The organism is Burkholderia sp. BC1 (assembly GCF_052683555.1).
The window spans coordinates 1-15,460 of sequence record NZ_JBQYLP010000066.1; the positions used below are offsets into that span (position 1 = coordinate 1).

Annotated in this window: 14 protein-coding genes; 4 read left to right on the forward strand and 10 right to left on the reverse strand. The window is 67.7% G+C overall.

Features of this window, described 5'->3' with window-relative positions; all coding sequences use genetic code 11:
• Positions 1 to 97: 97 nt before the first annotated feature.
• From ACSHSS_RS24330 to hpnI, 9 genes are all read right to left on the reverse strand, one after another.
• A complete protein-coding gene (locus tag ACSHSS_RS24330; RefSeq protein WP_006401212.1) occupies positions 98 to 1,138 on the reverse strand; it encodes a GlxA family transcriptional regulator in 1,041 nt (346 codons plus the stop codon).
• Positions 1,139 to 1,158: 20 nt separating this feature from the next.
• Positions 1,159 to 1,953, reverse strand: a complete 795-nt coding sequence (locus ACSHSS_RS24335) for an ABC transporter ATP-binding protein (RefSeq protein ID WP_006414082.1) — start codon at positions 1,951 to 1,953, stop codon at positions 1,159 to 1,161.
• Between the two features lie 21 nt (positions 1,954 to 1,974).
• Positions 1,975 to 2,688, reverse strand: a complete 714-nt coding sequence (locus ACSHSS_RS24340; protein ID WP_006401214.1) for an ABC transporter permease — start codon at positions 2,686 to 2,688, stop codon at positions 1,975 to 1,977.
• On the reverse strand, positions 2,685 to 3,374 hold the full coding sequence (locus tag ACSHSS_RS24345; RefSeq protein ID WP_012467549.1) for an ABC transporter permease: 690 nt from the start codon (positions 3,372 to 3,374) through the stop codon (positions 2,685 to 2,687). Before ACSHSS_RS24345 ends, ACSHSS_RS24340 begins: the two co-directional genes overlap by 4 nt.
• A gap of 325 nt (positions 3,375 to 3,699) precedes the next feature.
• Positions 3,700 to 4,257 carry a hypothetical protein gene (locus tag ACSHSS_RS24350; RefSeq protein WP_006408162.1) on the reverse strand — a complete coding sequence of 186 codons (558 nt, stop codon included), beginning with the start codon at positions 4,255 to 4,257 and terminating at the stop codon, positions 3,700 to 3,702.
• A gap of 85 nt (positions 4,258 to 4,342) precedes the next feature.
• The gene (locus tag ACSHSS_RS24355) at positions 4,343 to 5,374 is read right to left on the reverse strand and encodes a lysylphosphatidylglycerol synthase domain-containing protein (protein WP_039225430.1); all 1,032 of its coding nucleotides are present in this window, start codon (positions 5,372 to 5,374) and stop codon (positions 4,343 to 4,345) included.
• On the reverse strand, positions 5,371 to 6,255 hold the full coding sequence (hpnK, locus tag ACSHSS_RS24360; protein WP_105841157.1) for a hopanoid biosynthesis-associated protein HpnK: 885 nt from the start codon (positions 6,253 to 6,255) through the stop codon (positions 5,371 to 5,373). The genes ACSHSS_RS24355 and hpnK overlap by 4 nt, the downstream gene beginning before the upstream one ends.
• A gap of 3 nt (positions 6,256 to 6,258) precedes the next feature.
• A complete protein-coding gene (gene hpnJ / locus ACSHSS_RS24365) occupies positions 6,259 to 7,701 on the reverse strand; it encodes a hopanoid biosynthesis associated radical SAM protein HpnJ (RefSeq protein WP_308202118.1) in 1,443 nt (480 codons plus the stop codon).
• A 172-nt stretch (positions 7,702 to 7,873) separates the two neighbouring features.
• A complete protein-coding gene (gene hpnI / locus ACSHSS_RS24370) occupies positions 7,874 to 9,052 on the reverse strand; it encodes a bacteriohopanetetrol glucosamine biosynthesis glycosyltransferase HpnI (protein ID WP_445545657.1) in 1,179 nt (392 codons plus the stop codon).
• Positions 9,053 to 9,238: 186 nt separating this feature from the next.
• Between hpnI and ACSHSS_RS24375 the strand changes: the two genes are divergently transcribed.
• Together ACSHSS_RS24375 and ACSHSS_RS24380 are read left to right on the forward strand one after the other, a co-directional pair.
• Entirely contained in the window at positions 9,239 to 9,706 is a 468-nt protein-coding gene (locus ACSHSS_RS24375) for a hypothetical protein (protein WP_445545658.1), read from the forward strand.
• Positions 9,684 to 10,682 carry an LLM class flavin-dependent oxidoreductase gene (locus ACSHSS_RS24380; protein ID WP_006401221.1) on the forward strand — a complete coding sequence of 333 codons (999 nt, stop codon included), beginning with the start codon at positions 9,684 to 9,686 and terminating at the stop codon, positions 10,680 to 10,682. The genes ACSHSS_RS24375 and ACSHSS_RS24380 overlap by 23 nt, the downstream gene beginning before the upstream one ends.
• 78 nt (positions 10,683 to 10,760) lie before the next feature.
• Here ACSHSS_RS24380 and ACSHSS_RS24385 read toward each other — a convergent pair whose 3' ends face one another.
• Positions 10,761 to 11,822 (reverse strand): alpha/beta fold hydrolase, encoded by a 1,062-nt coding sequence (locus ACSHSS_RS24385; protein WP_217061357.1) that lies wholly within the window; start codon positions 11,820 to 11,822, stop codon positions 10,761 to 10,763.
• A 164-nt stretch (positions 11,823 to 11,986) separates the two neighbouring features.
• On the opposite strand from ACSHSS_RS24385, the gene pdxY reads away from it, so the two are divergent.
• Together pdxY and ACSHSS_RS24395 are read left to right on the forward strand one after the other, a co-directional pair.
• Positions 11,987 to 12,847: a pyridoxal kinase PdxY gene (gene pdxY / locus ACSHSS_RS24390; RefSeq protein ID WP_006414062.1), complete on the forward strand. Its 861-nt coding sequence runs from the start codon at positions 11,987 to 11,989 to the stop codon at positions 12,845 to 12,847.
• Between the two features lie 278 nt (positions 12,848 to 13,125).
• Positions 13,126 to 15,282, forward strand: coding sequence for a phosphocholine-specific phospholipase C (locus ACSHSS_RS24395; protein ID WP_445545659.1), 2,157 nt, complete (start codon positions 13,126 to 13,128; stop codon positions 15,280 to 15,282).
• Positions 15,283 to 15,460 lie beyond the last annotated feature (178 nt).

Consider the following 15,460-nt stretch of genomic DNA (forward strand, 5'->3'; position numbering starts at 1 on the left):
CGCCCCGCGCAGGGGCGACGCTAATAGACCGACACGATCCCAGGTGCTTCATGGCCAACGCCAGCGGACCGCCCCCAAAGCGAACGCCCACGCCCCCTCAATCCTTCCCGCGCTCGACGAGCGCCCCCGCCCGTGGTTCACTGCCGCCGCCCGTCTGCTTCTCGAGCCACGCCCTTCGATCCTCCCGCGGCGTCACCCCGAACCGCTCGCGATACGCATTGGAAAAATGCGCAGCCGAAGAAAACCCGCATGCGAGACTGACCTGAACGACCGACTTGCTGGTCCGCTGCAACTGGGTGCGCGCCTTGAGCAATCGCAGATTGAGGTAATACTTGGAGGGCATCGCGCCGAGATACTGCCGAAAGAGCCGCTCGAGCTGCCGCCGCGACACGCCGACCAATCCCGCGATTTCATCGGTCGTCAGCGGATCCTCGATATTCGCTTCCATCAGCAGCAACGCATCGTTGAGCCGAGGATGCCGCTCGCCCGGCGCAGTCACGAACGGAATCCGCTGCCGCTCCTCGCCGCTACGCAGCGTACCGGCCCCGAGCGCATCGGCAATCCGCTCCGACAGCTCCGGCCCATGCTCGCGGCCGATCATCGCCAGCATGAAATCGACAGTCGCCTGCCCGCCGGCACACGTCGCCCGATCGCGATCGATCTCGAAGATCTGCTGCGTGACGATCGATCGCTCGAACTGCTCGGCGAACTGCTGATACGTCTCCCAGTTCACGCTCACGCGATAACCGGACAACTGCCCCGCCATCGCAAGCCACCACACGCCGTGGTGAATCCCGCTCACGAGCGGCGTGCGCTGCCCGACCCGCGCCAGACTCGCGAGAAACAGCCGGTAATCGGCAAACTGCTGAAACCGCTCGGAAATCACGATCAGCCAGTCGCACGCAATCGCATCGTTGAACGCCGCATCGGCATGCCATTGCGCACCGCCGGCAAGCGGCACCGGCCGCCCGTCCCACGAACACACCTGCCACCGGTACAGCAGCCGCCCGTCGATCTCGTTCGCCAGGTGCAACGCATCGACGATCGGACCCACGCCCGACATCGACACGGGCGGCAATGCAACGATCGCCACCTGCGTCGTGCGGGTGGCGCCTGCGGGACGAGACACCGGTACCACGAAGCGAACCTGCGCGCGCGTTACTTCAGACTGCCCGACAGGAATTGCTTCAGGCGCTCGCTCTGCGGCCGCACCAGCACCTCCTTCGGATCGCCCTCTTCCTCCGTGCGCCCCTGATGCAGGAACATCACGTGGTTCGACACGTTGCGCGCGAAACCCATCTCATGCGTGACGACGATCATCGTGCGGCCTTCCTCGGCGAGCTTCTGCATCACCTTCAGCACTTCGCCTACAAGCTCCGGATCGAGCGCCGACGTCGGCTCGTCGAACAGCATCACGTCCGGGTGCATCGCCAGCGCGCGCGCAATCGCGACACGCTGCTGCTGGCCGCCCGACAGGTGCGACGGATACTGCTTCTCGACGCGCGGCGCCAGACCGACCTTCTCGAGATACTCGCGCGCGCGCTCCTCGGCTTCCTTCTTCGAAATGCCGAGCACGTGCACGGGCGCTTCCATCACGTTCTCGAGCACCGTCATGTGCGCCCACAGATTGAAGTGCTGGAACACCATCGCAAGCTTCGTGCGGATGCGCTGCAACTGCTTGTGGTCGGCCACTTCCAGCGCGCCGGCACGGTCGGTCTTCGTGCGCACGGCCTCGCCGTCGACGACGATCTGCCCCGCATTCGGCCGCTCGAGAAAATTGATGCAGCGCAGGAACGTGCTCTTGCCCGAGCCGCTCGCGCCGATGATGCTGATGACGTCGCCCGCCTTCGCGTTCAGCGACACGCCCTTGAGCACCTCGTTGTCGCCGTAGCGCTTATGGATGTCGAGCGCGGCAAGCTTGATGGAAGCGCTCGTTTGAGTGATCTCGGCCAACTGGCTCTCCTCGAAGTGAAATCAATGACGGCCGGCCGCGAGATACGCGAGCCAGTGGCGCTCCGCACGGCGAAACGCCGCGACGAGTGCGAACGATACCGCAAGATAGATCAGCGCGGCGATCCCGAACGACTGGAACGCCATGTACGTCGCCGAATTGGCGTCGCGCGCGACCTTCAGGATGTCGGGCACGGTGGCCGTGAACGCGACGGTCGTCGCATGCAGCATCAGGATCACCTCGTTGCTGTACAGCGGCAGCGCACGGCGCAGCGCCGACGGCAGGATCACGCGGCGATACATCGTGAACGGCGTCATCCCGTACGCCCGCGCGGCCTCGACCTCGCCGTGCGGAATCGCGCGGATCGCACCGGCGAAGATCTCGGTCGTGTACGCACAGGTGTTCAGCGCGAACGCGAGAATCGCGCAGTTGAAGCCGCTCCTGAAAAACGCATCGAGCAGCGAGTGCGAACGCACGAACTCGAGGCTGTACATGCCCGTGTACATGAGCAGCAGCTGCACGTAGAGCGGCGTGCCGCGAAACACGTAGGTGTAGAACCGCACCGGCATCGACACCCACTTCTTCTTCGACACGCGCGCGACCGCGAGCGGCACCGCACACACGAAGCCGAGCGAGATCGACGCAACGAGCAGCCACAGCGTCACCGCAAGGCCGGAGAGGCGCTGGCCGTCCCAGTAAAGGAACGCCTTGCCGAATTCCTGAAGGATCTCGATCATAGTTCTGCGTGCCGCACGCCCATGGAATAACGCTTCTCGAGCTGGATCAGCACGAGGTTGGAAACGGTCGTGATCGCGAGATAGATCAGCGCCGCGACGAGGATGAAGAAGAACATGTTGAACGTGCTCTTGCCGGCGTCCTGCGCGGCCTTCACGACGTCCGCGAGGCCGATGATCGACACCAGCGCGGTCGCCTTCACGAGCACCTGCCAGTTGTTGCCGATCCCCGGCAACGCAAAGCGCATCATCTGCGGAAACAGGATCCGCACGAACACGCGCGCACCGCTCATCCCGTACGCGGCGCCCGCCTCGAGCTGGCCGCGCGGCACGGCGAGGAACGCGCCGCGAAACGTTTCGGTGAAGTACGCGCCGTAGATGAAGCCGAGCGTCAACACGCCGGCAACGAACGGATCGATGTCGATCTGGGTCCAGCCGACCAGGTCGGTGAACTGGTTCAGCCAGATCTGGATGCTGTAGAACAGCAGCAACATCAGAACGAGATCGGGCACCGAGCGAATCAGCGTCGTATAACCGGTCGCGATCGCTCGCAGCACCCGATTGTGCGACAGCTTCGCCACCGCGCCGATCAGCCCCAGCGCCACCGCAGTGGCGAGCGACAGCACCGACAGCTCGATGGTCTGCACGGTGCCGGCCCACAGGACGGGACCAAAGCCGTAAAGGAACACGCGCGTCTCCTGGATCTTGGAATCAATGCCGGCGCGAATCCCTTCCCGCACCGTGCTGACGCGGATAGTCGCAAGCGAAATTGATTGCCTCAAACCACCCTGCGCACGCTTGCTGCATCGCAGCAATTCGGCGGCCGGTTTGCGCGCGCTGTCTATCCCGCTGTTTCAAAAGGAAAAAAGCCGCTTCCTGACAGCGACATGACGGGTCGGGAAGCGGACTTTTTGCAATTTTTCGGTCGCTTTTTCGATATAGCGGACGACAGCGCACAACCGGTCAGCGCGGCCGTCCCAGCGGCGCGCGTGCGCCGACGCGCCGGCCGCGCGCTCAGCGGCCTTTCAGGATGTCGGAGCGCGACGTCGTATAGACGAGCCCGTCCGGACCGAAATGGACGTTGAAGAATGCGTCGGTGTTCACGCCGTCCTCGAGCCAGCGCCAGCTCCAGACCGTCTCGGGCTTCAGCGGATATTGCGCGACCTCGCCCGGCTTGCCGAGCAGCCGCCGCACTTCGTCCACGGTCATCCCCGGGCGTACCTTCGCGAAGTTCTCGGCGGTCAGCACCTGCGTCGCGCCCGTGTAGCGGCCGTTCGGATCGAGATCGACGAACCAGGTCTGGTTGCCCATCGGGCCGCGCGGATATTCGAGCCGCTTCGAGCCGTCGGTGAACGTCCGCTCGATGTCGGGCTTGCCCATCGTCGCGCGCACGTCGGCCTCGGTCGATTCGCCGACCTTCAGCCCTTTGAGCAGCAAGGGCGCCGGTTTGATCGCGTTGAAGAAGTCCCTGATACGTTGCACGTCGAGATTGCCTTGCTTGTCGTCGCAGCCCGCGAGCGCGAGCGCAGCGGCCAGCACGGTCACGGGAAGCAGCCGGAAACGAAAAATCATCGGAAGAAACGCCGGTCGAGAAAACACGCGGCAAGCATACCCGTGCCGGCCCGAAAGCGCGAGACGGGCGCGCGGCCCGTCTCGTTCAGTGCATCGTTTCGGTTTCCGCCTTGCGCGGCGACGGCGCCTGCGGCGCCGCGTTCGCCGCGCGCAGCCGGCGGCGCGTGCGCACGAGTTCGGCAAGCTGCCACGACGCAAGCGACAGGCAGCTGAACAGCACTTCGCGGCCGCGCTTCACGAGCGCGAGCGACAGCGCCGTTTCGCGGTCGACGCCGAACATCTGCGCGAGCAGCACGACGGTCGCCTCCTGCACGCCGAGGCCGCCCGGCACCATGAAGGCCGCATGACGCACGGCCTGCGTCATCGCTTCGATCGCGATCGCGCCGCCGATCGATACCGGATGGCCGAGCAGCGCGAGCGCCCAGTAGATCTCGAGCGCGCCGAGCACATAGCCGCCGAGCTGCCAGAAGAACGCGGAGAACAGCAGCGGCGTGCGCGACATCAGCGCGTCGATGTCGGCGTCGAGCCGCCGGCCGTCGACGCCTTGCAGCAGCCGGTGCGAATCGCCGAGCAGCCGCCCGGCGAAGCGCTCGATCGCATGGAAGATCCCGCCGCGCCGCATCAGCACGACGCCGAGCACGGGCAACGGCAGCGTCAGCAGCAGCGCGACGCCGATCGTGCCGCCGCCCATCGCGTTCGTCATCGCGAGCAGCAGCACGAGGCCCAGCGCGGCAAACGCGTACTGGACGACGATCGTCACCAGCACCTCGACGATCACCGAAGCCGTCACGCGACTCGCATCGGCGACCTGCCAGCGCGCGAGCCGGATCCCGACGAGTTCGCCGCCGATCCCGACGACCGGCAGCAGCCGGTTCACGGCCTCGCGCACGGTCGCGATCCACCACAGAAACGGCAGCGAGCCGCGCCGGTCGAGCAGCACGTGCCATGCGTACGCATCGAGCAGCAGCGGCAGCGCGTGGAACGGCACGAGCCACAGCAGCGCGTAGCCGGCACGCGCGAGCATCTGCGACACGTCGCCGATGCCCTCGTGCAGCCCCAGCGCGAGCAGGATGCCGATGCCGATCGGCCAGCCGAGCCATTTGAACCATTTGCTCATGACGGCTGGGCTCCCGGTCTGCGCGCCGCGGGTGCGCCCCGCTGCGCGTCGCGCGTGCCGAACACGGCCGCGAAGCCGCCGGTCGCGACGCCCGCGCGCGCGAGCGCCGCGGCAACGCGCGGCGACAGCAGCGCGTCGAGTTCGTCGGCGGGACGGTAGTCGGCCATCGTCGGCGTGATCGGCCCGTCGCCCGCTTCGGCCGGATGACAGTAGATCTCGCCGACACCGGGCGGCAGCGCCGCCAGCGCATCGAGCAGCACGGCCTCGTCCATCCGGCCCGTCTGCGCGATGCCGACCACGTAGTCGTTATGCGCGAGCCCCGCGCGGTCGAGCCGCGCGCGCACGAGCGCGATCCACGGCCGCAGCCACACGGGCGCAGTCGCCTCGTACGGCAGCCGCACCGCGCGCAGACCGTAGTCGCGGCCGATCTCGACGATCATCGACAGCACGGTCGGATGCAGATGGAAGTGCTTGTGCGCGTTCACGTGGTCGAGCGGCAGGCCGGTCGCCGCGAACGCTTCGAACTGCGCGCGGATCTCGCGGCGCAGTTGCGCGCGCACGTGCGGCAGAAAGAAGAACCGGCAGCCGTCCTTCGCCATCGCGTCGCCGAAGCGGCCGTCGGCGCCGACCAGCGCGGGAATCTCGCGCGCGGGCAGCGTCGCGGGGCCGTCCGCGAGCACCAGATGCAGCCCGACCGCGAGCGACGGCAGCCGCCGCGCGCGCGCGATCGCATCCTGCGCGGCCGGCGCGCCGACCATGAGGCTCGCGGCGTTCAGCACGCCGTCGCGATGCGCGCGCTCGACCGCCGCGTTCACGCGCTCATGCAGCCCGAAGTCGTCCGCGGTGAAGATGAGCGCCCGCGCCGCCCGCTGCGTCGTCACGAATCAGGCCTCGTGCGCGCGCAGGAAACGGAAGAATTCGACGCCCTCGCGCAGACGGCGCTTCATCATGTCCCAGCTCGTCAGCATCTCGCGCACGATCTCCCAGATCTTCGACGGACGGAAGTAGAACTCGCGATAGAACTGCTCGAGATGGTGATAGATCTCGTCGCGCGACAGGTGCGGATAGCCGATCGCGGCGAGCTGCACGCCTTCCTTGCTGACGAGGTTGATCGTCTTGTTCTCTTCCATCCAGCCGTTTTCGATGGCCTGCTTGTAGAGCGTCGTGCCCGGATACGGCGCGGCGAGCGACACCTGGATTGTGTGCGGATTGATTTCCTTCGCGTACTCGATCGTCTTCTTGATCGTCTCCTGCGTCTCGCCCGGCAGGCCGAGGATGAAGGTGCCGTGGATCTTGATGCCGAGCTTCTTGCAGTCCGCGCTGAAGCGGCGCGCGAAATCGGTGCGCACGCCCTTCTTGATGTTCACGAGGATCTGGTCGTCGCCGGATTCGAAGCCGACGAGCAGCAGGCGCAGCCCGTTTTCCTTCATCACCTTCAGCGTCTTGTACGGCACGTTCGCCTTCGCGTTGCACGACCACGTGATGCCGAGCTTGCCGAGGCCGATGGCGATCGCTTCCGCGCGCGGCAGATCGTCGGTGAAGGTGTCGTCGTCGAACATCAGTTCCTTCACTTCCGGCATGTTGTCGCGGATCCACTTCGCTTCCGCGAGCACGTTTTCGACCGAGCGCGTGCGGTAGCGATGGCCGCTGACCGTCTGCGGCCACAGGCAGAACGTGCAGCGCGACTTGCAGCCGCGGCCCGTGTAAATCGACACGTACGGATAGTTCAGATAGCCGATGAAGTAGTTCTCGATCTTCAGGTCGCGCTTGTAGACGGGCGCGACGAACGGCAGTTCGTCCATGTTCTCGAGGATCGGGCGCGCTTCGTTGTGCTCGATCGAGCCGTCCTTCGCGCGCCAGCTCAAGCCCTTGATCTCGGCGAACGGCTTGCCTTCGGCGAGTTCCTTGCAGGTGTAGTCGAATTCCTCGCGGCAGACGAAGTCGATCGCGTCGCTTGCCGTCAGCGAGTTGTGCGGATCGACCATCACCTTCGCACCCACCATGCCGACCAGCATCGACGGCTTCATCTTCTTCAGGTCCTGCGCGAACATCGCGTCGGTCGGGAACGACGGCGTGCTCGTATGGATGATGACGAGGTCATAGTCGTTCGCGATCTTCAGCGTTTCCTCGACCGACAGGCCGTCGGCCGGCGCATCGACGACGCGGCTGCCCGGCACGAGCGCGGCCGGCTGCGCGAGCCAGGTCGGATACCAGAAGGAACGGATTTCACGCTTGGCCTGATAGCGCGAGCCGGCTCCGCCGTCGAAGCCGTCGTAGGACGGGGCCTGCAAGAACAGCGTTTTCATGAATGCTCCGGTAGCCTGCATAGTTCGATTCGTCTCAACGATTCAGTCAAAAAAACGGCGGGCCGCCGTACCGGCTGCCCGCTACTCCGTGATGTCGCGCGGCGGCAGCTTCGCTCGCCGCGCATGGGCCCGCTGCCGGGCCGTATTCCGTCGGCACGCGGGTCGCGCGCGCCTGCCTGTGTCCGACGCGGCGCTAGCGACCGTCGCCGCCTTCCACGGCGGCCGCCGCGCGTTCGCCGCCGACCACCGTCATGCGTGCGCCGCGCCACACGACCTGCGTACCGAACGCGGCGACGAGCCATTCGAGCGCGAGCAGCGTGTCGCGCACCGCGACGAGCGGCAGGTCGCGCCAGTACGCGCGCCAGCCGTCTTCGCCGCGCGCGTGCAGCACGAGCCGGCCGAACGTGCCCGCGGCCGCCGCCACGCCGGCCACCATGCCGGCGACGGTGCCGTCGAGCTTCAGCGCGAGCGCCGCGGCGATCGCGAGCCACGGCGCGGTGAACGTGATGAACAGGAACGCGAAGCCGGCCGGATTCAGCGACCGGATCGTGCGCAGCCAGCGCGTCTCGCGATGCCAGAGCGGGCCGAACGACGCCTCGATCACGTCGGTTGCGACCTCCACTTCGGACAGCACGGTGCGCCGCCCGAGGCGACGCGGCAGCGCGGCGAGCCAGAAATCGTCGGCGAGCTCGTCCTTCAGCACGCGCAGGCCGCCGATCCGCTCGAGCGTGTCGCGCGTGAGCGCGAGCGTCGCGCCGAAGCCGAAGCGGCTCGAGCCGCCGAGATGCGTGATCCGCACCGACGGCGCGAACCATGCGTCGACGAATTGCGCGCCGATGCGCGTCCAGAACCCGCCGACGCTGCGCGCATGATACAGACACGTGACGACGCCGACCGACGCGTCGGCCAGCGGCGCCGTCACGCGCTCGAGGTAGTCGGGCGCAACTGCGATGTCGCTGTCCGCGATCACGATCCGATCGTATTTCGCGCGGTCGGCGAGATTGATCAGATTGCTGACCTTCAGATTCGTGCCGTGCACGCGCGCGTCGACGACGAGCGCGATATCGCGATCCGGATACGCGGCGCGCAGCCGCTCGACGACCGCGATCGCCGGATCGCCCGCCGACGCGACGCCGAACAGCACCTCGTAACGCGGATGATGCTGTTCGCAGAAAGTCGCGAGGTTCTCGTACAGATGCGGCTCGGCGCCGCACAGCGGCTTGAGCACGCTGACCGGTTCGGCGCCGTCGCGCGCGGCCGTGCGCGGCACGCGCGGACGCGGCGCGAATGCCGCGAGCAGCGCGTAAGCGGCCGCCGCCACGGCGAACGCGATCAGCAGCCAGTCGAGCAGCGACACGGCGGGCGTCGTCATGGGCGGCACCCTCCGACGAGGCCGGCCGCGTGGCGGCCGATCCGGCCGCACGGCACATGATGGGATATTCCGACAGCGACAAACGCGGGCACGACCCGACTCCTTGTTCCAGCGACCTCAGTGTTTGGGGCGGCACGGCCCGGTCCGCGCAAGGCGGCCGTGCCCCGTTCAGCGTGGCGTTTCCGCATGCCGTCCGGCGCGGAAAAATCGGATGGATTGCCTTCGGCACGAGATGGACAGGCGCCGGATTTTAACAGTCTGCACGCGCCCGCGCGTGGCACCGCGCGAAACGGACTGGTGCGATTCCAGCAAAGCTGTACGGCTGACGAAGGGGTCCGATATGGCCACGTTCACGTTAGCGTAAGCGCTTTGCAGGCGTATTGCAGTCTTGAAAATCAAACCTTTCGTGCAGATTTGTATGCCTATGCAGATTCGCCGCCAATCACGGTAAAGATTCGTAACAAAGCGGCGATTGGATTGATTTTTGCAACAATCGTCGGCGCCTCGCGCGCGGCCCTGCTGCAGGCATGGGTATCGCGGCGGCGCCAGCGCGTTCCGGAACCCTTTGGCAAAATCGACGGATCTGTTGCGTGCGCACATCACCGCACCCCTCCCCCTTCGAAGGCACCCGATGACACCGTTTTCCGTTCTTGACCTCGCCCCCATTCCCGCCGGCGCCGACGCCGCGCAGGCCTTCCGCAATACGCTCGATCTCGCGCAACATGCGGAGCGCTGGGGCTATCGACGTTACTGGCTCGCCGAACACCACAACATGCCCGGCATCGCGAGCGCGGCCACGGCGGTCGTGATCGGCCACGTGGCGGGCGGCACGAAGACGATCCGCGTCGGCTCCGGCGGCATCATGCTGCCGAACCACGCGCCGCTCGTGATCGCGGAGCAGTTCGGCACGCTGGCGTCGCTGTATCCGGGGCGCATCGATCTCGGCCTCGGCCGCGCGCCGGGCACCGATCAGACGACGTCGCGCGCGCTGCGTCGCGACCTGATCGGCAGCGCCGATTCGTTCCCCGACGATGTCGCCGAACTGCTGCGCTACTTCGCTGAGCCGGCGCCCGGCCAGCGCGTACGTGCGGTGCCCGGCGCGGGGCTCGACGTGCCCGTATGGCTGCTCGGCTCGAGCCTGTTCAGCGCGCAGCTCGCCGCGATGCTCGGTCTGCCGTTCGCGTTCGCGTCGCACTTCGCGCCCGACTATCTGATGCGCGCGCTCGAGGTGTACCGCGCGCAGTACCGGCCGTCGGCCGCGTGGCCGAAGCCGTATGCGATGGTGGGCGTCAACGTGTTCGCGGCCGACACCGACGACGAGGCGCGGCGCCTCTTCACGTCGCTGCAGCAGCAGTTCATCAACCTGCGGCGCGGCACGCCGGGCAAGCTGCCGCCGCCCGTCGACGTGCTCGAGGCGAACGAACTCGAACTCGCGAACGTCGCGCATTCGCTGTCGTTCGCGGCGGTCGGCTCGCGCGACACGGTGCGCGACAAGCTGCGCGACCGGATCGCGCAGACGGGCGCGGACGAACTGATCATCACCGCGCAGATCTACGATCACGCGGCGCGGCTGCGCTCGTTCGAACTGGCCGCGCAGATCCGCGACGAGCTCGCGAGCGAGCGGCGATAGCAACGGCGCCGCGCGCCGCTGCCGAGATGCGCGCGGCCAAATGCGCGCCGCCGCATGCCGCGCGCGCCCGGCTGCGCGTTACGGCGTGCGCACCGCGTCGAGCCCGTCGAGCAGCGCCTTGTGGAACGCGTCCGGATCCTGGATCTGCGGCGCGTGTCCGAGCGTCGGAAATTCGACGAGCTGCGCGCCGGGAATCGCGGCCTGCGTGCGCTTCGCGAGCTCCGGATAACGGCCGAGCTTCGCATGCACGTCGGGCGGCGCGACGTCCTTGCCGATCGCGGTCGTGTCCTTGTCGCCGATCAGCAGCAGCGTCGGCACGCGGATCGCGCCGAGCTCGTAGACGACCGGCTGCGTGAGGATCATGTCGTAGATCAGCGCGGAATTCCACGCGACGATGTCGCGGCCCGGCCCGCGATACATGCCGGCCAGCATCTGCACCCAGCGCTCGTACGACGGCGCCCACTTGCCCGCGTAGTAGGTCGCCTGCTCGTAACGGCGAATGCCGTCCGCCGACGTCTTCAGTTCGCGCGCGTACCAATAGTCGACCGACAGCGGCGGCACGCCGAGCGCCTTCCAGTCCTCCAGACCGATCGGGTTCACGAGCACGAGCTGCTCGGTCGCCTTCGGATACATCAGCGCATAGCGCATCGCGAGCATGCCGCCGGTCGAATGGCCGACGAGCGTGGCCGACTTCACGCCGATCGATTCGAGCAGCGCATGCGTGTTGCGCGCGAGCTGCTGGAAGCTGTACTGGTAGCGCTCGGGTTTCGACGACTTGCAAAAGCCGATCTGGTCCGGCGCGATCACGCGGTAGCCCGCGCGGCTCAGCACGCCGATCGTGTCTTCCCACGTCGCCGCGCAGAAATTCTTTCCGTGCAGCAGCACGACCGTGCGTCCGTTCGGATGCGCGGGCGGCACGTCGAGGTACACCATTTCGAGCGTTTCGCGCTGCGACACGAAGGCGTAGCGGTGCAGCGGCGCCGGATAGTCGAAGCCTTCCAGCCGCGGGCCGTAGGCGGGCCCGTCGTTGCCGGCCGCGACCGGCACGGTGGCCGCGACGGCCGCCGCGCACGCGGCGGCGACGCCCGCGCCGACGAGCGCGGCTCGCACGGCGGACAACATCTTGCGAATCGAAAACATGGCGTTCACGGTAATTGGACACGCACGGGCAGCGCCGTGCCCCGCGATTCTACGCGGGTCGCGCTGACGACGGCGCGCAACACCGTGCGCCGCGCGACTTCCGCGCGCGCGGCGAACTCGGGTATCGTGTGACGTGACCCTGAAACGCGAGCCGGCGAATTCCCATGAAAAACGTCCTCAGCATTCAGTCGCACGTCATCTACGGCCACGCCGGCAACAGCGCCGCCGTGTTTCCGATGCAGCGCCTGGGCGTCAACGTCTGGCCGCTCAACACCGTCCAGCTGTCGAATCACATGCAGTACGGCCACTGGGCCGGCAGCGCGATCGACGCCGCGAAGATGGAGCAGCTCGTCGACGGGATCGCCGCGATCGGCGCGCTCAAGCGCTGCGACGCCGTGCTGTCGGGCTTCGCCGGCTCGCCCGCGCAGGCGCGCGCGACCGTCGAGATCGTGCGCGCCGTGAAGGCGATGAATCCGAACGCGTGGTACTTCTGCGATCCCGCGATGGGCCAGACGGGCGGCATCCGGCCCGAGCCCGGCGTCGAGGAATTCATCGTCAACGAAATGCCCGCGCTCGCGGACGGCATGTCGCCCAATCACACCGAACTGCAGAAGCTCGCGGGCCGACGCATCGAGACCGTCGCCGAAGCGGTCGACGCATGCCGCACGCTGATCGCGCGCGGCCCGAAGATCATCCTCGTCAAGCATCTGCACGACCGCAACAGCCCCGCCGACCGCTTCAACATGCTCGCCGTCACCGAAACCGAAGCGTGGATCGGCCAGCGTCCGCTGTATGCGTTTCCGCGTCATCCGGTCGGCGTCGGCGATCTCACCAGCGCGATCTTCGTCGCGCGCCGGCTGCGCGGCGACTCGGTGCGCGCCGCGTTCGAGCACACGCTCGCGGCCGTGCACGCGGTCGTCAAGGCGACCTACGATGCGCGCCGCTACGAACTCGAACTGATCGCCGCGCAGGACGAAATCGCGCGCCCGAGCGAATGGTTCGGCGCGTGGGTCACCGACGTCTGACGCGTCGCGCCTCCTCGCCGCGCGGTACACACCCTGCGGCTCGCCGTGCCCTCCCGCGCGATCAAATCGCCTCGCGTACCGCGCCATTTCCGGCCGATAGGCCGCGCGTTCGCCGCGACGCGAAGCCCGCATGCAAACGTTTCCGGGCTTCACATGAATGACACCGAATCCCCGCTATGCTCGCGGCGGCACGACCCGGGCGGCAGGCTATCGCGGCGCGGGCGCGCCGCCGCCCGTCCCGCCAACCGGCTCCCTCCCTTTACCGCACGATAACGACCATGACCCGATCGAACCGTCGTGATTTCCTGCGCCTCGCCGCCGGCACCGCCGGCGCCGCGGCGCTGAACCTGTTTCCGCCCGTGATCCGCGACGCGCTCGCGATTCCCGCGAACCGCCGCACCGGCACGATCCGCGACATCGAACACATCGTGATCCTGATGCAGGAGAACCGCTCGTTCGACCATTACTTCGGCACGCTGCGCGGTGTGCGCGGCTTCGGCGATCCGCGGCCGCTGCGCCTAGCGAACGGCAAGTCGGTGTTCCATCAGCCGGTCGGCGCGGCCGAACTGCTGCCGTTCCATCCGGGCGCGGACAAGCTCGGGATGCAGTTCCTGCAGGATCTGCCGCACGGCTGGCAGGACATGCACGCGGCGTGGAACAAGGGCCGCTACGATCAGTGGGTGCCGAACAAGGGCACGACGACGATGGCGTACCTGCAGCGCGATGACATCCCGTTCCACTATCAGCTCGCCGACGCGTTCACGATCTGCGACGGCTATCACTGCGCGATCCCGAGCTCGACCGACCCGAACCGCTACTACATGTGGACGGGCTACGTCGGCAACGACGGCATCGGCGGCGGCCCCGTGCTCGGCAACGAGGAAAAGGGCTACGGCTGGACGACCTATCCGGAAGTGCTGCAGCAGGCCGGCGTGTCGTGGAAGATCTACCAGGACGTCGGCACCGGCCTCGACGCGAACGGCTCGTGGGGCTGGACGCAGAACCCGTACATCGGCAACTACGGCGACAACTCGCTGCTCTACTTCAACCAGTACCGCACCGCGCTGCCGGGCACGCCGCTGTACGACAACGCGCGCACCGGCACGAACGTCAGCGCCGGCGGCACGCTGTTCGACGTGCTGCAGCAGGACGTGAAGAACGGCACGCTGCCGCAGGTGTCGTGGATCTGCGCACCGGAAGCGTATTCCGAGCATCCGAACTGGCCGGCGAACTACGGCGCGTGGTACATCGAGCAGGTGCTGAAGACGCTCGTGTCGAACCCGGACGTCTGGAGCAAGACCGCGCTCTTCATCACGTACGACGAGAACGACGGCTTCTTCGATCACGTGCCGCCGCCGTTCGCGCCGCAGTCGCGCGACAACGGGCTGTCGACCGTCGCGACGACCAACGAGGTGTTCGCCGGCGACGCGTCGCACATGGCGGGCCCGTACGGGCTCGGGCCGCGCGTGCCGATGCTCGTCGTGTCGCCGTGGACCAAGGGCGGCTGGGTCTGCTCGCAGACCTTCGATCACACCTCGCTGCTGCAATTCATCGAGGCGCGTTTCGGCGCGCAGTACGCGGTCAAGGCGGCCAACATTTCGCCGTGGCGCCGTGCGGTGTGCGGCGATCTCACGTCCGCGTTCGACTTCTCGACGCCCGACGCAAGCTGGCCGACGCTGCCCGACACGAGCGGATACGCGCCGCCCGACCGCAATCGTCATCCCGACTACATCCCGGTGCCGCCGGTACTGCAGACGGTGCCGACGCAGGAGCACGGGCTGCGCCCGGCGCGCGCGCTGCCGTACGAGCTGTTCGTGCACGGCCGCCTCGAGCCGGCCGCCGGCCGGTTCCGGCTGAACTTCGCGAATACGGGCCGCGCGGGCGCCGCGTTCCAGGTGCAGTCGCGCAACCGCGTCGACGGCCCGTGGACGTACACCGTCGAAGCCGGCAAGCGCATCGCCGATACGTGGAGCGCCGCGCCGTCGCTCGGCCGGTACGACCTCGACGTGTACGGCCCGAACGGCTTCTACTGCCATTTCCGCGGCCCGTTCGCGACCGGCGTGGGCCACGCGGACGCGAACCCGGAAGCGATCTACGGCTACGACGTCGCGAACGGCAACATCACGCTGCGTCTCATGAACCGCGGACACCGCACGGTACGCCTCACGGTGACGAACGCGTACGGCAGCGGCGCCGCGCGCACGTTCGAGCTCGCGCCGGGTGCCCGCGTCGACGACTACTGGGATCTGCGCGGCAGCCACGGCTGGTACGACCTGACCGTGAGCGACGGGCAGCCGCTCGGCTTCCTGCGCCGCTTCGCGGGCCACGTCGAAACGGGCCGCGCGAGCACCAGCGACCCGCTGATCCGCACGAGCGCGTCCGGCACGGGCGCCGGCGCAGCGTCGGACGCGCTGTCCGACGCGTCGGCCGGCTAAGCGCGGCGGCGCACCGCGGCCCGACGGGCTGCGGTGCGCCCGCGCATCCGTTGCATGCACACCCTCCCCGCCCGTTCGCGGCGGGAATATCCCGATACCGGCCGCACGCGCCGGCGCGGAAGCTATGCGCAAATCCGCACCGAATGCGTGTCGAACTGCCAAGACCCACGCAATTCGG